This window comes from Deltaproteobacteria bacterium HGW-Deltaproteobacteria-2 (genome assembly GCA_002840505.1).
GTDB lineage: Bacteria > Desulfobacterota > Syntrophia > Syntrophales > Smithellaceae > Smithella.
In genome coordinates this window covers 97,149-117,224 of record PHBC01000005.1, presented here as the reverse complement: position 1 = coordinate 117,224, position 20,076 = coordinate 97,149, and the positions used below count along the sequence as shown (strand labels likewise).

General features: G+C 42.4%; 19 protein-coding genes. 15 read left to right on the top strand and 4 right to left on the bottom strand.

Features of this window, described 5'->3' with window-relative positions; all coding sequences use genetic code 11:
* Nucleotides 1–167: 167 nt before the first annotated feature.
* A complete protein-coding gene (locus tag CVU62_11175) occupies nucleotides 168–1,139 on the bottom strand; it encodes a glycosyltransferase (GenBank protein ID PKN37160.1) in 972 nt (323 codons plus the stop codon).
* Between the two features lie 283 nt (nucleotides 1,140–1,422).
* On the opposite strand from CVU62_11175, the gene CVU62_11170 reads away from it, so the two are divergent.
* The 5 genes from CVU62_11170 to CVU62_11150 all read left to right on the top strand — a co-directional run bounded on the left by CVU62_11170 (nucleotide 1,423) and on the right by CVU62_11150 (nucleotide 6,629).
* The gene (locus tag CVU62_11170; GenBank protein PKN37159.1) at nucleotides 1,423–2,382 is read left to right on the top strand and encodes a hypothetical protein; all 960 of its coding nucleotides are present in this window, start codon (nucleotides 1,423–1,425) and stop codon (nucleotides 2,380–2,382) included.
* Nucleotides 2,367–3,644 (top strand): hypothetical protein, encoded by a 1,278-nt coding sequence (locus CVU62_11165; protein ID PKN37158.1) that lies wholly within the window; start codon nucleotides 2,367–2,369, stop codon nucleotides 3,642–3,644. The genes CVU62_11170 and CVU62_11165 overlap by 16 nt, the downstream gene beginning before the upstream one ends.
* A 4-nt stretch (nucleotides 3,645–3,648) precedes the next feature.
* Nucleotides 3,649–4,623, top strand: a complete 975-nt coding sequence (locus CVU62_11160) for a glycosyl transferase (protein ID PKN37157.1) — start codon at nucleotides 3,649–3,651, stop codon at nucleotides 4,621–4,623.
* A gap of 36 nt (nucleotides 4,624–4,659) precedes the next feature.
* A complete protein-coding gene (locus CVU62_11155) occupies nucleotides 4,660–5,811 on the top strand; it encodes a hypothetical protein (GenBank protein PKN37156.1) in 1,152 nt (383 codons plus the stop codon).
* A 143-nt stretch (nucleotides 5,812–5,954) separates the two neighbouring features.
* Nucleotides 5,955–6,629: a hypothetical protein gene (locus CVU62_11150; GenBank protein ID PKN37155.1), complete on the top strand. Its 675-nt coding sequence runs from the start codon at nucleotides 5,955–5,957 to the stop codon at nucleotides 6,627–6,629.
* Between the two features lie 150 nt (nucleotides 6,630–6,779).
* On the opposite strand, the gene CVU62_11145 is transcribed toward CVU62_11150, so the two are convergent.
* Nucleotides 6,780–7,469, bottom strand: coding sequence for a transcriptional regulator (locus tag CVU62_11145; GenBank protein PKN37154.1), 690 nt, complete (start codon nucleotides 7,467–7,469; stop codon nucleotides 6,780–6,782).
* Between the two features lie 118 nt (nucleotides 7,470–7,587).
* Here CVU62_11145 and CVU62_11140 point away from each other — a divergent pair, with 118 nt between their 5' ends.
* The 9 genes from CVU62_11140 (at nucleotide 7,588) to CVU62_11100 (ending at nucleotide 17,431) form a co-directional block, all read left to right on the top strand.
* A complete protein-coding gene (locus CVU62_11140; protein PKN37153.1) occupies nucleotides 7,588–9,222 on the top strand; it encodes a hydroxylamine reductase in 1,635 nt (544 codons plus the stop codon).
* A gap of 147 nt (nucleotides 9,223–9,369) precedes the next feature.
* Nucleotides 9,370–10,107 (top strand): 4Fe-4S ferredoxin, encoded by a 738-nt coding sequence (locus CVU62_11135; protein PKN37152.1) that lies wholly within the window; start codon nucleotides 9,370–9,372, stop codon nucleotides 10,105–10,107.
* 6 nt (nucleotides 10,108–10,113) lie between these two features.
* On the top strand, nucleotides 10,114–10,413 hold the full coding sequence (locus CVU62_11130; GenBank protein PKN37151.1) for a hypothetical protein: 300 nt from the start codon (nucleotides 10,114–10,116) through the stop codon (nucleotides 10,411–10,413).
* A 99-nt stretch (nucleotides 10,414–10,512) separates the two neighbouring features.
* Entirely contained in the window at nucleotides 10,513–11,685 is a 1,173-nt protein-coding gene (locus CVU62_11125) for an NAD(P)-dependent oxidoreductase (GenBank protein PKN37316.1), read from the top strand.
* Nucleotides 11,682–12,572 (top strand): hypothetical protein, encoded by an 891-nt coding sequence (locus tag CVU62_11120; protein PKN37150.1) that lies wholly within the window; start codon nucleotides 11,682–11,684, stop codon nucleotides 12,570–12,572. Before CVU62_11125 ends, CVU62_11120 begins: the two co-directional genes overlap by 4 nt.
* A gap of 301 nt (nucleotides 12,573–12,873) precedes the next feature.
* Nucleotides 12,874–14,109 (top strand): hypothetical protein, encoded by a 1,236-nt coding sequence (locus CVU62_11115; protein ID PKN37149.1) that lies wholly within the window; start codon nucleotides 12,874–12,876, stop codon nucleotides 14,107–14,109.
* 222 nt (nucleotides 14,110–14,331) lie between these two features.
* Nucleotides 14,332–15,417: a hypothetical protein gene (locus CVU62_11110; protein ID PKN37148.1), complete on the top strand. Its 1,086-nt coding sequence runs from the start codon at nucleotides 14,332–14,334 to the stop codon at nucleotides 15,415–15,417.
* Between the two features lie 124 nt (nucleotides 15,418–15,541).
* Nucleotides 15,542–16,774: a twitching motility protein PilT gene (locus CVU62_11105; GenBank protein ID PKN37147.1), complete on the top strand. Its 1,233-nt coding sequence runs from the start codon at nucleotides 15,542–15,544 to the stop codon at nucleotides 16,772–16,774.
* Between the two features lie 267 nt (nucleotides 16,775–17,041).
* Entirely contained in the window at nucleotides 17,042–17,431 is a 390-nt protein-coding gene (locus tag CVU62_11100) for a hypothetical protein (GenBank protein ID PKN37146.1), read from the top strand.
* Between the two features lie 57 nt (nucleotides 17,432–17,488).
* Here the strand turns inward: CVU62_11100 and CVU62_11095 are convergent, their stop codons facing one another.
* Nucleotides 17,489–18,364, bottom strand: a complete 876-nt coding sequence (locus CVU62_11095) for a hypothetical protein (GenBank protein ID PKN37145.1) — start codon at nucleotides 18,362–18,364, stop codon at nucleotides 17,489–17,491.
* A 67-nt stretch (nucleotides 18,365–18,431) separates the two neighbouring features.
* A complete protein-coding gene (locus tag CVU62_11090) occupies nucleotides 18,432–18,686 on the bottom strand; it encodes a hypothetical protein (protein ID PKN37144.1) in 255 nt (84 codons plus the stop codon).
* A 60-nt stretch (nucleotides 18,687–18,746) separates the two neighbouring features.
* Between CVU62_11090 and CVU62_11085 the strand changes: the two genes are divergently transcribed.
* Entirely contained in the window at nucleotides 18,747–20,024 is a 1,278-nt protein-coding gene (locus CVU62_11085) for a glyceraldehyde-3-phosphate dehydrogenase (protein PKN37143.1), read from the top strand.
* The last annotated feature ends 52 nt before the right edge of the window (nucleotides 20,025–20,076 follow it).

Here is a 20,076-nt window from a genome sequence, read left to right as displayed (position 1 = left end):
TCGATAATTCCTTGTCAAAATCTATAGAAGCATTTCCAATAACAGGTTTTTTAACGAACTTGCTTTATTCTATAATAGAATAAATTTTTGTTTTCTTATTTTTCGACACAAACGTTTTCTTAATAAATAAAATGTTCTTCTGCTTTTTTCAGTCAAAATAATCAGACCTATAAAATTCTGAGGTTCATATTTTTTAACACGATCACACAAACATCCTTTAACTTCGCAATCACGTACTGCGGATAATATCGCCATGTGCGGGCTACCGGAATAAAATTCTTTCTCTTGTCGATAATTTCCGAAAAACGCTCCAGTATCGCATCATTAGTTAGATACAATGGAACTCTATCATCATGAAAACATGGAGCTGATATCATATGGTTGTAAAGCTCATCATCCTGATCGATTTCAATTATTCGCTGAATTGCTTCGTCAATAGTGGCAAAATCGTGCAGATTTATAAAACTCTCCGGATTGAATTCATTGGCAATGTTCGGATTTCCCCAGTAAACAGGTATGCTCTTCACCAACATGGGTTCTATTATCTTCTCTGTTGTGTATCCGGGGTATGATGAATTCTCAAAAGACATCGTAAATTTGTAATCTTTTATAAAATCAAGTTTGTTCGGCACAGGACCTCCGATATTATTGAGATACCTTCCGCCTGAATCAACCTTTTTATATTTCGATAATTTATGAAAAAACTCCTCACACTTTTTGTCTCGCTGCGCATTCGAGACGACCATGTTGCAAAACCTCGTCTTCTGAAGGGGGACTTTATTTGCCTGGGCGCCGTTTAGTTTCCTGTTTGTAATGCAACTTAAGTCACCCAAACCATAAGCGTGCGGATAATGAACATAGAGTGGCAACCTGTAATTCTTTCCATCCTGGCTGTGTTCATCGAAAGTAAAAGCAAAATCGCATTGTTTGAAATCGGGTCTGCGGTTCTCGCCTGTCCAGTAAATTTTCAGACACCTAAAGTTTACATGAGATCGGCCAAAAGACGTGTAAATCAGAATTTCCGGTTGATCAGAAGTTTGCAGATCATATTTAACAGATAAGAGATCCCAGAAGAAATTTTTCTCAGGATTAAATCCTTCGTGATAATCGGCAAATTTTATTTTCAGGACTTCTTTCACAGATGATCATACCTGATGGTTTTATTGCTTAATTTAAGTCGATACACAAAAAATCAGCGATCTGTTTTTTTACTTTATACCATGAAGCAATTCTACTCAATGTTTCTGTTTTTTGCTGTGGTGTGGTCAAGATTTTATTGACTTAAATGAGCGTTATTCATTATAGTCGGTTTCAGCGGAAACAATATCGTATCAGATTATTAAAACTTCACGGGTCGCCATATGAAAATTTTAGAGCATATTGCCGCAAGGTATCCTGAACCTGTTTGAATGGAAATATATTATGCAACGGTATAGCGTTTCCGTTATTATTCCAACCTTTAACCGGCCGAAATTGCTTGCTCAATCCGTAAAATCCGTTTTGAAACAGACATATCCTTCTTCAGAAATTATAATAATTGATAACGGCTCGGACTCTGAACACCTAAATGAACTTTCCAAAATCGAGAATAGCTCCGGTTTGATTAACCTTGTCCGTCTTCAGGCAAATAAAGGGCCGGGGTATGCGCGCAATATAGGAATTGAAAAATCGAATGGCGACTGGATATTGTTTTTGGATGATGACGATATTCTTGCCCCTGATTTTATTAAAGCTTGTTTTGAAAGCATCCAGTTTGAAAAAAACGCAGAGATGATAATCGCGCGGGCGGTCTGTTTTAGAGAAGGTTTACCTGTTTTTTATCCTCAAGACGCAATCGGAGCAATTAATCTCAGACCATACAAAAAAGACCCAATAACCACTATGCTTATTAACGGGATTACGATAGGATCTTGTCTTGTCTGTAGAGAGTCTATTGGCTCACTGCGATTCAGAGAAGATATCTGGCATGGAGAAGATATGCTGTTCTGGTTCTCTCTTATGCAAAATATTAATAAACTCACAACAACAGATACGGCATTTTCTGGTGTACGGCAGCATAGTGACAAAATCACGTTGAGGAATAATCCATTTCATCCGGACGGTTCTCCTGCGCGCTCCAAAGAAACTTATATCAGACTTATGCTTGATTCCATGGAAAACAAAAATCGATGGAATGAATTTACACTGAAAATAATATTTCAACGGATAGCCGACAACTCCTGGTATTCACCGTCTATAATTGAGCTATTGATGAGCAATCCTCTTTATGGCGTCAGAATACTGATTCTGCTGATCAGGAAAAGACTTTATAGATATGGAATCACGCTGACAGACAAATTCTTAAAAAGAAAGCCGCTGGATTTCACATGGCTCCAAAGTTAATAAAACCAAGACTCTTATTTATTTCTCCGGTGTTTCCTTCTCCCGACGGACCCGGCCTGGCCATGAGGCCATATTATCAGATTGTAAGTCTTAGTCGCATATATTCAATCCATCTTCTTGTTGCGGGCACTACTCCCGAAAGACCTTTATATGATACAAATATTAATAAATATTGTGAAAACGTAAACTATATTTGTCGCTACCGGTTCTCGGGATGGAAATTCAGCCTGTGGCACCGTAGTCGTCGTTTAATGGATAATCTTAAACACTTTATCAAAGAAAATGATCTTTCTTTTGTTGCAGATTCAGGCGACAATAATTATTTGCAGTATGATAAAAATCTGGCAATGATAGCCAGTATGACTTTCGATTGCGTACATGTATTCAGGCTTTATCTGACATCTGTAGCTGAAATACTAAAAAAACATGGGCTTAATTCTTTTTACTCTCTCGATATGGATGATATAGAATCGGAAACACGAAAATCAATCAGTAAATTATACTTTCGAAACAAAGATTTTATTCGGGCATCAAGACTAAATAATGAATCAACAATATTTTTCAACATGGAGACAAAAAATATTCCCGGATATGATCAAATATTTACATGCTCTCTTCATGACAAAAATATTCTCCAAAACAGATTCCCGGACAAAGTTATTTCTGTCCTTCCAAATGTCGTACCAATTCCGAAGAATTTAAAAATCCATGAGGTCAACGGGATTTTTACAATTCTTTTTGTAGGAACATTGGGATATTATCCTAATATCGATGGTTTATTATTTTTTGCCGATCAAATAGTACCGATACTTAGAGAAAAAAGCCGGCAACCCTGGGAGTTGCGTGTTGTCGGAGCCCTTCCGCAAAATAAATGGAGAAAGCGATTAGAAAAGTTCCCCGAAATAGAATTTACAGGATGGGTAAAAGACCTTCACCAGGAATATGAAAAAGCGGATATTGTTATTGCGCCTATCCGCGGAGGAGGAGGAACCAGAATTAAAATACTGGAAGCATTTGCCCATGGAGTCCCTGTTGTTTCGACATCCAAGGGATGCGAGGGACTGGATGTTGAAAACAGAGTACATTTAATTACTGAAGATGATGCCCGGCGTTTTGCAGAAGCGTGCATGCAATTAATGACAGACAATAAATTTGCCGATGAAATATCAAGACAGGCTTTGGGTCTTGTGGCTTTAAAATACAGCCCCGAAATTATTAACCAAGTCTGGACAAGTCAGTTACTGCATACCGGCTTGAATTAGGAATATGAAAAAAACACCTCGAATATTTCATTTTGTGTTTGGACTCCGCCCGCAAACAGAGCCATTCCATTTAATGCATTATCTTTGCATCGCTTCCTGTATGAGTATCAACAAACCGGATGCTGTCATGTTTCATTATCAGTATATGCCCTGGGGACCATGGTGGGACATTATAGCCCCATCCTTGCAACTGCGTAAAATTGAACCGGACAAATTCATTTCTTCCTTTTCATATAACGATGCCGCCATTGGTAAATACCGCTACGCTCATCTTTCTGATATTGCCCGTCTGAAAATTTTGGTTAAGTATGGTGGAATATACGCCGATATAGACACACTGTTTATTAACAAACTCCCCAATCATTTTTTTGAACATGAATTTGTCATGGGCATGGAAAAGATAGATTGGACAGTGGCAGCCGCACAAGCGGCAGGAGGATCTCTTTGCAATGCCTGGATGATGGGAGCACCAAATTCGAATTTTGCCAAACTTCTGCTGGCGCGAACATATGAATGCTTTGACGGCACGTGGAGCGCTCACAGCACTTTTCTGCCTTACCGGTTGAGCCGTGAACATCCGGAATGGATTCACGTGGAACCCCAACAGTCATTCTTTTTTTATGACTGGACAGGAGAGGGAATCAGTGGCATTTTTGAAAAGCCCCAGCCGAATCTCGATGAAGTATACAGTATCCATCTTTGGAGTCATATGTGGTGGGACCGCAAAAGAATTGACACCTCTTATTTCCATGCCGGAAGATTGACACCTGAATATGTAAGATTTTCCAAAGCAGCTTACGCCGAACTGGCCCGGCCTTTTTTGCCTGAAAGTATATCATGTGGCCGTTTGCAATTTGAATTACAGAAAATAAACGCTGTTTTAGAAAATGGAACATTCACCGGCAGAAAATATCTGGGGAAAATATACAGATGGGGCAAAAATACTCCGCCGGAATCTGCGCTTACAGCAAAGGTTTAAAAAATATCATCTGTCAAAAAATTAATCAAGACCTCCGTGAAAGATATGAAAACAATAAAGTATATTGGATTTAATGATTCAACCGGTTACAGCATTGCGGCAAAAACTATGGTTTCGGCTTTGCGGCAGGAAAACGCAGTTGTGCATTGGGTGCCTGTTGCGGGGGGCGCTTCGGCCTATAAACCGTATTCGGTACCACAGATCAGGGAAGACTATAAAAATGTCATTGTTCATACAATGCCCGAATACTACCCCTCCTGGCTTAAATTCGAGCAAGAACAAAAGATAAAACTTAAAAAAATATGGGGGTACACTACGTGGGAAACTGATAAAATCCCCCGCCACTGGGCGAAGCTTTTGAATATTATGGACGGAATCTTTGTGCCGTGCAACTGGAACAAGAAAGTATTTCACGAATGTGGTGTTCAAACAAGGATTGAAGTTTTACCACATATATCCCAATTCCAGGGAAAGTCCCCGGATGTTTTGCCATCTCCGAAACTGAATAAACTGATGAAACAGATTGGTGAGCGATTTGTTTTTTACAACGTTGGCGTTTGGAGCGACAGGAAAGCGCCATGGCTTTTGATTGAAGCTTTTTTGTCGGAATTCAGTTCGCAGGAACCGGTCGCCCTTGTTATAAAAACAGGAAAACACGATTTCACAAAATACAAACGTAATTGGCGCAAACCATGGCAATCAACGCCGGTGAAAACGGCGAACACTTTCAGAAATATCATGAAAGACCGGACGAGTAGACCGGAAATTATCTGCCTGGACGAAGAACTATCTGATAGTGATATAGCCTGGCTTCACAAAAGAGGTGATTGTTTTATTTCCCTCGGGCGCGGCGAAGGATGGGGAATGGGTTCGTATGAAGCGGCCTGGTGGGGCAAACCAATAATCATAACAGGCTTAGGCGGCGTTCTTGATTACCTGCCGGAAAATCTTTCTTATCACGTGAGCTATGGATTGATACCTGTTCGCTGTGAGAAAGGCGGACAATCATATACCCTTGACCAGCTGTGGGCAGATCCTGATCTGGCACACGCCCGGCAATTAATGCGTCAGGTGTTCGAAGATCAACAGGGCGCCGCGGAAAAAGGCATGCAATTAAGGGATTATGTTACCCATAATTTCAACTCTGCGCTTATTGCCCGACGGTGCCTGGATTCATTGGAGCATTAATAAACACTACTCTCGTCAGACAGATATCCGGAACATGCACAATACTTTGCGACCAATATTTCCTTGACCTGCAAATAAATTGCTGTTTATACTTAAATCTCAAAAAGTTATAATTTTAACGCATTTTAAGGGAGTGACAAAAAATGAATAAAAAAGGATTTTCCTTATTTCTTTGTTGTATTTTAATTCTGGCCGGTTGCGCTCAGACCGGAACAATGACAAAAGGTCAACAAGGCGGCCTTATCGGAGCGGGAGGCGGAGCCGTGGTCGGAGCGATACTAGGACAGGCCATCGGACATAATACACAGAGCACCCTTATCGGAGCGGCCATTGGCGCTGCTGTAGGCGGTGGTGGTGGTTACGGTGTCGGCGCGATGATGGACAAGCAGGAAAAAGACATGCGTGAAGTTCTGGCAAAATCGGAAGCTGCCGCCGTTACCCGGGAAGGCAATCTTCTATCGGTAACTTTTAAGGGCGATGTTACATTCGATACGAACTCAGCAGAATTGCGTCCGGGACTCTATAATGAAATAAACAGGGTAGCCGGAGTTTTAAACCAATATCCCGATACCTTAATCAGAGTGGAAGGACATACCGACAGTAAAGGTTCTGATGAATATAACATGGATCTTTCGAAAAGGCGTGCCAATAATGTGAAAACTTTACTGGTTATGCGTGGTGTAGCTGAAAATCGCATTGAAGTTGTCGGATATGGCAAAACCATGCCTGTTGCAACCAATAATACCGAATCTGGACGACAGAAAAATAGAAGGGTAGAAATCAGGATTGCGCCGAAAGCACAAACTCAAACACCATAAAGTATCATGACAAAAGAAGAAAACATGAGGGAACTGCTGAGAGGAGAAATTCCGGAAACAATAAACTGATTGTATTAATTTTTTACAGTTTATCAAAAAGTGTTTCATAATTCAATCCGCCAAACAAAAGAAGTGGGAAAAAAGAAATGATTATTGAGCCTCTTTGCCCCTCTCGGCAAGCTCTTCCAGTAAAACGCGGTTAATCAGCCTGACATTGGCGCCTTCTTCCGCCACAAGCTTCTTGGTCTTCATGTTTCCCAATGCGCGTGAAAGTGATTCCGGTCCCGTGCCCAGCAGATTGGCAAGTTGCACCTTGGAAATAGTAAGTTTGATTAAATCTTTGTTGCCCTGCTCCTGCGCAAGATAAAGCAGATAGGCAGCCAGGCGTCCGGGAATTTCCTTAAGTGATAGATTCTCCACTTGGATGGTAAACTCCCGCAGACGCATGGAAAGCAGCGCCAGAATGTTCATCGTCAGAGACGGTTTATTGGTAATGAGCTGAATAAACTTATTCCTGTCGAAAAATAACAGATGACTTTTAGAGATGGCCCGGGCGTTGGCGGGAAATGATTTCCCGGAAAAGACGGGAACAGCACCGATGGTGTCGCCTTCTTTTACAATGTGGAGTATCTGCTCTTTTCCGTCAGGTGATAGTTTGTAAACATTGATGCTCCCCGCGACAACAAGATAAAAACCAACACCTTCGTCTCCGTCATAAAAGATTATATCGCCTTTGTTATAATGTTTATCGACGGCAATTTTCTCAATCTCGACGATGTGCTCTTCGGGCAGGCCCCCGAATAGTTGGCTTTTTATCAGAATATCATGTGCTTTTTTCATGGTTTACATCCCTTTGGGGAAAAATATATATTCTTCTTAACATAAGTCAAGGATATGCGGTATTATTTTAGATACACTGGCAAACAAAAAACAAAGAATTTAATACAGGAGGTTTCATATGTTTTGTTATCAGTGTCAGGAAACAGTCAAGAATGAAGGTTGCGGTATCAAGGGTGTATGCGGAAAGACGGAAGAAACAGCAAATCTTCAAGACCTGTTGGTTTACGTCCTGAAAGGTATCGCGATCTATGCCGAAAAGGCCAGACAAGCAGGAATATTGGACAGCAAATACGGACGTTTTACGGCAGAGGCGCTTTTTGCGACGATTACGAATGTTAACTTTGACAATGACAGAATAATCGCGCTCATTCACGAGGCGCTTAAATTACGGGATGAATTAAAGAAAAAATATGGGGCGGATATGCCGGGTGTTTTGCACGATTCGGCGGTGTGGTTCTCGGATGATGTTGCCGAATTTAATAAAAAGGCTGCACAAATCGGTATTCTTTCCATAGAAAACGTAGATGTCCGATCACTGCGGATGCTTTTGATCTATGGAATCAAAGGCATTGCCGCCTATGCGGAGCACGCCGCAGTGCTGGGTTTTGAGGATGAGAAGATTTATAATTTCCTGATGGAAGCGTTGGTTTCGACAACCAAAGATTTGAGCGTTAATGAAATGGTCGCGATGGTTATGCGCGCGGGAGAGTGCGCCGTCAACACAATGGCGCTACTGGACAAAGCGAATACTTCCACTTATGGAAATCCCGAAATATCCAAGGTTAATATCGGCGTGCGGGGCAATCCGGGTATTCTGATTTCCGGCCATGACCTCAAAGATATGGAGGAACTTCTGAAGCAGACGGAAGGAACCGGTGTTGATGTTTACACTCATGGTGAGATGCTGCCGGCAAACAGTTACCCCGCGTTTAAGAAATACTCTCACTTCGTTGGTAATTACGGGAGCTCCTGGTGGAAACAGGCGGAGGAATTCGAGTCGTTCAACGGCCCCATCCTGATGACGACCAACTGCATTATTCCGGTGAAAGATCCTTATAAAGACAGAATATTCACCACCGGAGTTGTTGCTTATCCTGGAGTCAAACATATTCCTCCCAGAGCAAAAGGCGGCACAAAAGATTTTTCCGAAATAGTCGCGCTGGCTAAAAAATGCGCATCGCCGACGGAGCTAGAAAAGGGAGAACTGGTAACGGGATTTGGCCACAATCAGGTTCTGGCGTTGGCCGACAAGGTTGTGGACGCGGTAAAATCCGGAGCGATCAAGCGCTTCATCGTCATGGCCGGATGCGATGGACGGCATAAAACACGCAGTTATTATACTGATGTCGCCCAAGAACTTCCTCAAGAGACAGTTATTCTGACAGCGGGATGCGCCAAATATCGCTACAACAAACTGGCTCTGGGCGATATCGGCGGCATTCCCAGGGTTTTGGACGCGGGACAGTGTAACGATTGCTATTCGCTGGCCGTTATCGCTTTGAAGCTTAAAGAAGTATTCGGACTCAAAGACATTAATGAACTGCCGATTTCCTTCGATGTTGCCTGGTATGAGCAGAAAGCTGTGGCTGTGCTTCTGGCACTTCTTCATTTGGGTGTAAAAGGAATCCGTCTCGGGCCGACACTGCCGGCATTTGCATCGCCGAATGTTCTCAAAGTTTTAGTGGATAATTTTAATATCAAACCAATTACGGATCCGAAAACTGACGTTGAGGCAATGGTGAAGGGGCAATAAGAAAATCATAATCTCCATTGTCATACCGGCCCCGCATACGCGGGATAAACTCCAGCCGGTATCCAGGAATAATTGATAATACTGGATTCCCGCCTTCGCGGGAATGACACAGCGGATAAGAACAATTAATTTTAAAAAGGTGATGTCATGAAAAAAATATTACGCAAGATTATCGAGATTGATGAAGATTTGTGTGACGGCTGCGGAAATTGCGTGACCGGCTGCGCCGAGGGTGCCCTGCAAATCATTGACGGCAAAGCCAAGGTTGTTTCGGAAACATTCTGCGACGGCCTGGGCGCCTGCATCGGAGAGTGCCCCACCGGAGCTCTGCGCATTGTCGAGCGCGAAGCTCCTGCTTTTGACGAAAAAGCTGTTAAAAAGCACCTTACAAAAAAGGAGAAGGCAACCATGCCCTGTGGATGCCCGTCAACACATATCCAGATTTTTGATAAACCGTCCGCCTGCGAGGCGGCAAATAAGCCTGCTCATTTTGATGCCGGTAAAGAGGAAGAATCGTCTCTCACCCACTGGCCGATTCAGATCAAACTTATCCCGGCCAGTGCCCCCTTCTTGAAAGGAGCCGACCTGCTGGTCCTGGCGGACTGCACGGCCGTCGCTTTTCCCACCCTGCACCGTGATTTGATGAAGGGAAAAGTGGTGATGATGGGCTGTCCGAAATTCGATGATGTTCACGAGTATGTTAGCAAGTTTGCCGACATTTTCAGAACCGCGGGAATTAAGAGCGTCACCACTGTTGTGATGGAGGTGCCTTGTTGTTCCGGAATGCCCATGATTGTCAAAAAAGGGATGGAAGCTGCGAACAAGAAAATCCCAACGAAAGAAATCGTCCTGAGTTTAAGAGGAAAGATATTGAAGCGTTCGTAAAGGATAATGGAACAGGAAATTAAAACAGTCGAACTGATGATTGATCTGTACTGCCGTGATCATCATGGCAGTACAGAAAACATTTGTCCCGAATGTCGAGAGCTTCTTAATTATGTTAAAAAGAGACTTGAAAAATGCCCGCTCAAAGAGAACAAGCCCCCGTGCTCAAAATGCCCCATACATTGTTATAAACCGGACATGAGGGAAAAAATCAAAGCGGTAATGAAAGACTCCGGACCCCGCATGCTTTATCGCCACCCCATCATGACAGCGAGACATTACGTGACGAAGAAATTAAAAATATGACTACGTTTTACAATTAACATTGCCTTGACATAAAAGTTTATTCTGGTTACTGCTGCTACTGTGTTTGCTGTTTTTTCCCGGAAGGAGAATTAACATTTGATTAAAAAGCTTTGTGTAATAGGGATCGTTGGTACAGGTTTCATCGCGCAGGGGTTAGCCAGAGCGATCAGACGTTCCAACGATTTTAAAGTCGGGTCAGTACTAACAAGACGTAAAAAAGTAAATATCCCTGACTTTCATGATGATGAAATTGTCTCCTCAATAGAGGCCCTGATTGAGAAGTCAGAAATCATAGTCGAATGTTCCGGCGATCCTTTGCACGCAACAGATGTTATTGAACACGCAATTGCCGCCAAACGAAAAATTGTGACAATGAGTTCAGCATGGCACGTAATTGCAGGCAGTTATTACCGGACTCGCGGATATATTACCGAAGCTGAAGGTGATCAACCGGGATCACTGGCGGCCCTCGCTGAAGACGGCAAGGCGATGGGATTTGATCCGCTGGTTTACGTCAATGTTAAGGGATTTCTAAATCTTTCACCTACGTGCAAAACGATGGCGCATTTTTCAAAAATATATGGAATTTCACTCCCGCAGGTTACGTCATTTACGGATGGCACAAAACTTCAACTTGAACAGGCTCTTGTTGCCAATGGATTTGGTGCTGATATTTACAGACAAGGAATGCTTGGACCTACTGTCTCTAAAATAAACAAAGGATTGGATATACTGTCTAAAGCGGCAGCAAATCATGGCAAACCAATTGTCGACTATGTGTTGACGCAAGAGGCACCTGGTGCTGTGATGATCATTGCGCATCATGATTCGCAAGAATCAGTTGCTTTAGGATATTTGAAAATGGGTGATGGACCGTTTTATCGGCTGGTGCGACCTTATCATCTTTGTCATTTAGAAATTATGAAAACGCTTCGCCGGACAGTAGCAGGTGGCAACATCCTGATGGATAACGGTTCACTTCCGACAATTAGCGTTGCAACAATAACTAAGCACAGGCTAATGCCTGGTGATAGAATCAAACAAGGTATCGGAAGCTTTGATGCACGGGGCGAATGCGTGCGTATTTTAGAAAACCACGGACATCTTCCCATCGCTCTTATGCGCGACATAATAATCAAACGCAAGATCGCAAAAGGCGAAATAATAATGCGCGATGATGTCGAATTACCGGAATCGCGAGCGCTGCAAGCGTGGCTTGCCACCGAAGAGAAAGTTATACACGCTGGTCATACCATTGGAGCCGTAAATTGAATCCTAAAGTTGCGATATGCCTGACAAGTCACGATCGTCTGGATTGCACGCGCATCAACCAGGAGATTTTCAAGCTTAATTTTACTTATCCTTACATATTAGTCCATGCCTCGTCCGGAGCCGCTGCCAAGCCCTATCTGGAAGATGCTTTTGTGTCCTGTAAACCCTTGCCTCACTTTGCCGGTGCTATTTCACTTATGAAAAATGCAATTAAGGCTGCATTGCCTTTTAAACCAGATTTTCTTGTAATCCTCGATGGTGATACATGGTTGTTAGAAGAAAGGGCTTTACTTGAATTCATACAATGTCTGCAGGAGAATCCCGATTTATTGATGGCAACCTGTGCATGGATGCCTCCGCCACGTCGTCTTATTCATCGATTATTGATGGAAGTTAACGAGATCGTTAATATTCCAACAGACCGTTTATCCAGGTTTATTTCTTTGCCTCGCCGTATGAGCTACGATGCTGTGGATTTCTGCACTCAGTTTTTAATTCTTCGTAATTATGAACCATTAGTGGATATATTCTGCGGTCTGTCACCTGACGATTCCAGGTTAATCGAACGACAATGGTTTGATCGCTTTTCAACACGCTTCAGTCTTAAACGTGTTTTGCGCATGAAGGAACGTGAACCGGTTCATCCGGATCATCGTTTTGTTTGCAGGCAACTGGGACTTCATTCGGAACACTGGCCGGCAGCGGGAACATCTACAGACCATAGAGATGAGGCAGAAATTGACTATGTAAGTCCCGGCACGCCAGGCAAACGGGAAGCGCTTAAAAGCTATCCGAATATTTGCAAAGGAGAATCTATTCAGAGACTTCTGAACTGCACTAATCCGACCAATCTTGCCTATTATAATATCGGCGCAAAGCGTTACTGATATACTTCGATTTTTATAATCAAACAACTGTCAGCAGAACGTAGGCAACGGAAAACCGACCGCTTTCCAGCATGAAGCAAATAATTTTCTGAACTTTCTTTTATTTGTCAGGAAAGATGATAAGCATAAAAAACACTCTCCATTTTTTGTAGTTAACAGTTATTATTTACTGTTTCAAATTGTCTTGACACACAAGAAAGTCACCCCTATACTTGACCAGCAAAAAATGATTCATGTGTCTGACGGGTTACACCTGCCGCCAATTATCGGATGAGGCTTACTTGCCAGAAAGGACGCAGTCTTGAAAGATGCTGAATTAAATACCCTGCAACAGTTACTTAATGATCGTGGCTGGCGTTTGCGTTTCAACGAAGAATTGGAGCGCGAATTCCAGCAGGATTATGCGCGCCGTTATTTTGCGCACATGCAGATCGCCGGAATCATGGGATTGGTTGTTTTCCTGGCCTGCGGCATACTCGACTTAATCTGGATGACCGATATGGCCGGACGAACGTGGTTCATACGTCTGGTGGCAGGAATACCCATGGCTGTTCCGTTGCTGCTCAGCTTTTGGGGAAAATTCAGGCAAAAATACGGCGAAAAATACATGCAACTTTTTACCTGCATTTTCGCCACTTCTGCAGTAGGCGGGCTTATTGCAATATCTCTAAATTCACTTGAACCTTACAATTACTACTACTACAATGCTGTCACCGTGGCGATGGTTATTGTGTTTGTGCTGTCGCGCATACAGTTCAAATGGGGGGTTATCTCCGCTATCATCATGTTGTTATCGCTCAATGTAGGATTGATCGGGTTCGACCAAACGGACAACAAGCTGGCTACTGTAGTCATTATTGATTACGTGTTTTTGGGATCCTCCATCAGTGCTTTGATTGGTACGTTCCTGATAGAGCGCAGTTTGCGACAGAATTATCTGCAATCACGCTTGCTTTCCGTCGAGAATCGTGATCTCGAAGAATCAAATTTGACACTGCAATATCTTTCTGCCATCGACGGCCTCACCCAGATTGCCAACCGCCGCAGTCTTGACAGAAGCCTGGCTATCGAGTGGCAGCGCGCCAGACGTAAACGCGAACCGGTCGGCTTCATCATGGCTGATATCGATCACTTCAAGATGTTTAACGATACCTATGGTCATCAGGCTGGCGATGAGTGTCTGCGTGTCGTGGCTTCATTGATCAAGGATCATGCTCGCCGTCCGGGAGATTTGGCAGCACGTTACGGCGGCGAGGAGTTCGCGCTGGTACTCACCAACTCCTCTGCAGAACAAGCAAGGATTATTGCCGAGCAAATGCGCAAAAAAATTATGGAAACGACAATAAAGTACGAAAAATCCGTTTCAACTAATATCACAGTGAGCTTAGGAGTGGCAAGTATGGTGCCAGGTATCGGGCAGGCAAACCCGGATGCATTGATTCTGGAGGCTGATCAGGCAATGTATCGCGCTAAAAGATCGGGTCGTAATCGTGTTGTGGTTAGTGGACAATCTGACGATGATCAGGCAGCGGTTTAAATTTTTTATGGATTATAACTATCAATCAATTCAGAAAAGGGTTTTTAACTTACATCCAGCCCTTCCGGATCTAATAGTTCAAATCCACTAATAGACTGGAAGTGCCTGATGCAGAAAGAGAGAGTCTCATAAATGCTTTTGATATTTACAATGATAAATGTTTTGACCGAAGAGCGTTTAATGAAATCATACTTATAAAATTTATAATTTAAGGAGAAATTTATGAATGAGAAAATATGGCAGGATGCCGCACAAGCTTCAATAGGCGCAGGAGCTATCCCGATACCTGTTTCCGGTACATTGATTGAATTGTTGCAGACCATAATGGATGAAAAGGAGGCCGCATTCATTCCGGTATTCACAAAGCCGATGAATATAAAGGATATCAAGGAAAAATCCAATTTGAGTGATGAAGCATTGGACAAAATGCTGGATGGACTAATGCGTAAAGGTATTATTACCGGCATCCCCAGTAAAAGCACAGGCATAGTTGTCTACAGGCTTTTGCCTCCTATACCGGGACTCTTCGAATTTACACTGATGAGGGGCGAAAAAACCGAAAAGGAAAAAAAACTGGCAAAATTATTTGACCAGATTTTCAAAGAGCTCTCGGATCTGGTTCAGGGCAGTTATGACCCGGTTATCGATTTTCTCAAAACAGTGCCCCCATTTACAAGAGTAGTTCCCGTTGAGCAGGAAGTAAAAGGAGCGCATGACGACGTTATGCCGTATGACGATGTGAAGAAGATCATCGAAAGATTTGATACAATAGCGGTCTCTACTTGCTACTGCCGTCACGAAAAAGATCTTCTGGGCAAGCCCTGTCATGTCACAAATGAAAGAGAAAACTGTTTCATCTTCGGCCAGACCGCCGAGTTTGTAATAAAATACAATTTCGGGAAAAAAATATCAAAAGATGAAGCATTGAAAATAATGGATAAGGCCCGGGAAGACGGGTTGGTGCATAAAGCATTTCATGTAAAACAGGACATAAACAATGAAGAATTCGCCATCTGCAATTGCTGCAAATGCTGTTGCGGCACCTTCCAGATTTATTACATTGGCGGCGCTCCAATGCAATCCTATTCATCATGCATGGCCAAAGTTGAAGCCTCTGAATGCACAGGATGCGCGGCTTGTGAGGATATGTGCCCGATGGAGGCGATCAGCCTTGTTGAAGAAATCGCTGTTATAGATGAAAAGAAATGCATAGGTTGCGGAGTTTGCTCTTACCATTGCCCGACATCCGCAATAAAACTGGAAAGAACCGGCATCAGGGATGTTTTTGTCCCGCCCGCAAGGAGATAATCTCTCGGGCCGTGTCTCCTTTCAGCATGATGCTCAAGGATTTACGAAAATGCGAATAGTCACTGCTTTTTAAGGCTGGAAATATAATTTTCTTTAAATTTATAAAAGCATAAGGGAGAGTCTTATGAAACGGTTTGAAAGTATTATAAATACTGCAATCAAAGAGTCTATGTCGGATATTCACATCACCGGCGAACATCCCGTAGTAACTCGAAAGCTTGGTGACATTCAATTTCACGGTTCACTGAAATGGACCCATTCGGAAATCGATAATCTGACCAGAAAGCTTCTGACACCACTGCAACTGGAGACTCTCCGGCAAAATAAATCAGTTGATGTTTCCCTTTCCGTCAGCAATGCCCGTCTCCGGGTTAACGTTTTCACCACGATGCGTGGAATAAGTATAGCCATTCGGCTTCTTCCCGGTCACATACCGACGATTGAGGAGCTCAATCTCCATACCTCACTCCATGAAATTTCCAAGATCAAATCCGGCTTGGTTCTCATTTGCGGAGGCACCGGAGAAGGTAAAACAACAACGATCGCAGCCATTATTAACGATATTAACAAAGCACGTAGGGCACATATTGTCACTCTGGAAGATCCTGTTGAATTTCGCTTTTCATCGAAAAAATCCTTTATTGAACAGCGTGAAATAGGTTCTCATACTACCTCCTTTGAACAGGGACTCATTGATGTGCTGCGAGAAGATGCCGACATTATCGTTGTGGGCGAACTGCGCGAAGGAGAAACAATGAAGCTAGCGCTTAATGCCGCGGAGTCAGGACATTTGGTCATTGCCACGATGCATGCATCCACTCCGGAAGAAGCCATCTATCGTATGTGCAATGCCGTCCCTGTAGAAGCTCAAAACGAGGTGCGTAACCAGCTGGCATCCACGCTGGCCTGGATCACTGTTCAGCAACTGGTATATCTGGAAAAAGTCGGACAACGCGTCCCCGTTTTGGATATTATTCACGGAACCTCATCCATCAAGAATACGATTCGCGATAACAAACTTCACCAGATTAACAACATCGTAGAAACATCGAAAGACGAAGGTATGTTCACGTCCGAACGTTATTTGACGTACTATTTGAAGAACCGTTCTAATTTCTCCCCATATGGAAATGTCTTTCGTCCATTAGAAGAATTGTCACAGAATAATTTTTATCAGTCGCCGTTGACGGAAACACAGCATGTAAAACATGCAGCAAAACAATCAACGAAGACGGCATCACAGCCAATCATTGCTGTGTCCGAATACAGCGAAGAAACTGAGGAAAGTATACTGAATATCAAGGATAATATATCGCTGGATAGACTTGTCGAAAAGCTGCATAAGGATAGCAAGTAAAATCTTCAGTCGCTTTTCTTTTGGATTTTATACCGATCTAGATAACATCCCAATATATAAGCAGGAGACAGGTTAATTGTTGTTTGATATCAAGTTATTATGCTCCAAATTGTAGTTTTTGATGAGGGAATTTATGCCGACAGAAGTGTCGGTGTTTACAATATTAGCATCGATCCATATAAACAATGTTATGATGTAGAGATTATCAGGGAATATTTTGTTAACATATATTAGAAAATATAATATCCGCAAGAGGTCAATGTATTAATGGGCTTAATTGATATCATACTTATGTTATTTCTCATTGTTATTTATGCTATAGTTCTTATTTTTCTGAGCACATCAATTTTTATTGGCAACGCAGGATCTGGAAATATCTATAATACATTACTATATCGAATCGATCCTTATAATGAAGCTACCTATTCATATAAGAATACCTATAAATCACAAATGTCATTACTAAGAATAATGCGTATTGTGCTTGCATGGCTGTTTATACTATATCCTATATTATTCTATCTACCAATTACAGATAGTGGAATGCCGATGTTTGTGATTAATTCCACAGTACGTTTTTATTTTTTCTGTGCCCTTGGGCTTTTAACAATTACTGTTTTTATTCTATCCTGGTTAAGAAAACAGAATCCTAAATAATGAGCGCATAACCAGGCGCTCCATCCGATCGCTTCGCTCCGGGTGAGCTTTTCGTTATCATTTCTGCAGTTTAACAACTTTATAACCCTGTTTGCGCAGTAAGTTAACCAGACCATCCGGACCGACCAGATGCGCCGCTCCCACGATTACCATCGTGTTTCCCGAATCATTGAAAAAATTTTTGATATCTCCAATCCATTTATTGTTTCTGTCAATCACTATGGTTTTATATAATTTTGGATAGAGCTTCAGACCATTGATGTAAAGTTCTTCCATCTTTGGTTCATCGCCCTTTCTCCAGGCAGCCAGATATTCTCCCAGCGCTGTTTCAAGTTGTTTAAATTCATCGATAGATTCGAGAATTTGATCGCTTCCCACAATTGCTTCCATGGAAAGAAGAAGGCGAAGTTGTTGATCGACCGTCTCCAGACTCCCTGTCTCTTTCCTATCCTGCAGAGCTTTTTCTTTGAAATAATAATCAATCCCCTTTTGCGGGTCTGCCCCGATTCTGTTCATTTCCTGAACCGTAAGCGTCATTGCAAACAATGCCGGTTTAAATAGCCGGTATAGTTCCAGGGGATAATTTCGTTCTTTACAAAATTTTTCTACCTTGGCGTAAGCCTCTGATGAAAGATGATCTTTGAGAGTTGTGCCGTCAGAATAAATTGCCCCGCCAAGAAATTCTGCCATATTTCCCATGTTTCCCGTCTCATCAGGCGGTATTTCAAAGATGATTTTACGGGAATCCTTATAAGCTGTAAAAAATTCGGCAGGCAGAGGATAATCGGACGCCCTCAGCATATGGAAAGATCCGGCCAGATAAACTTTCGCCTTGGAGTAGCTGACTACCCACACGGAGCTTTCGGCCCAAACACCGGAAGCCGTCAATAAAACAAATAATGCCAGAATCGTTCGCAACAAGCGTAGTGTCATTAAATTCTCCTTTTCTCAAACTAATTAAATAGTAAATTACTGAATATTTATCAGGCTCACGTCCTTATTAACTGCCACTTTTCTTTTTATATAAAAAAATACTTATATAGTCAATTTTTCTGTTATATGAACTATTTAAATGCATTGTATGTTTTAGAATCTTTGTTTTTTGTTGACTTTGCGTTGTCTTTCTTGTATGTAGACGGCGACCTTTTAAGGGAGATTTTTCATGGTCCCGGTCACCACAAAACCGTTTTTTAATAGTCTTATTTTCATTATATTTCAGCAGGGGTTCCCTGCGTTTTTTTTCATTAATAATCAAAAAGGAAATCTATCGGCATTTTTCTTTCTGTGAAAGCAGGAATAAAGGAGGATATTTATAATGGCAAAGGTTCAAATATTGGAAAACAAGCCGCCGGTGCTCGGTATCAACAGTCTGGGAAGAATCGGGAAGCTATCTCTATGGCACCATATCGGCAGAAAATATTTTAAAGAAATTGTTGTAAATCTGGGGCGGGAAGCAGGGACAGGGTTGGATGTCATCGCCCAGGTAATTGAAAAAGATGCGACGTATGGATTGCTCCATAGATTCCTCTATGGCATGAAATCAGAGCGTCTTATTCAGATTGTTGACGAAAAGAAAGGCAAGATGCTGATTGACGGAGTGCCTATTACGATTCTGCGCGAAGCAAGAAATCCCGCCGATGTTCCCTGGAGACAATACGGAATTGATGTCGTTCTGGATTGCACAGGTAAATTCAAAGACCCGACAATTTCTTCAGATAATAAAAGCGGTTCAATCCGCGGACATTTACACGGCGGGGCAAAAGTTGTCATCAATTCTTCACCTTTCAAGATAAAAAACAAAGCGTTGTCCGTACCGGATGACGCAGTTACTCTTATTTATGGAATCAACCATACCGCTTTCGATCCCAAAAAACACCAGGTCATTTCCGCGGCCTCCTGCACGACAACAGGACTTGCCCACATGATCAAACCTCTTCTGGAAAACGAGGCAACAAACATCATCCTTACAGCCTCTATGTCGACTATTCATGCCGTTACCAATTCTCAGAGCGTACTGGACAAGGTTCCGAAGGCTGGCGAAATTGATCTGAGAAAGAATCGAAGCATTTTGAACAATATAATTCTGACATCTACGAATGCTGCAAAGGCCCTGGGAGATGTAATTCCGGAAGTACAGAACATCGGTTTTATGGCGGATTCCATCAGGGTGCCCACCAATACCATGTCCTTAATCGTTCTGAATGTTACTTTCCAAACGCGTATGAATAAACGTGGTGCTGAGAATGTCATCAATACTAAAATGATCAACGACATTTACCTCAAAGCAGCCGAAAGTAATCCCGAACGCAAAATAAAATTTACGATGGAACAAAATGTATCCACCGATCTTATCGGCGTGGACGCGACGGTAATCATTGAAGGGCAGTTTAACCACACACGCACTGCCTTCATTAATTTGGATATTGCTAATATTCCAAATTTTCCCGCCGGTCTGATGAAGGCATTTCCCGAGAAGTTAATGAAAGTGCCTGTTGTCCATGCCAAGATATTCGGCTGGTATGATAATGAATATGGAAGCTATACAAACAGGATGGCAGATCTGACTGTTTACACTCACAAAAACATTTTATAAGAATTTTGCGCAACTTTATAAAAATAATAGTTTTGTCGCACCGGCCTTCGAG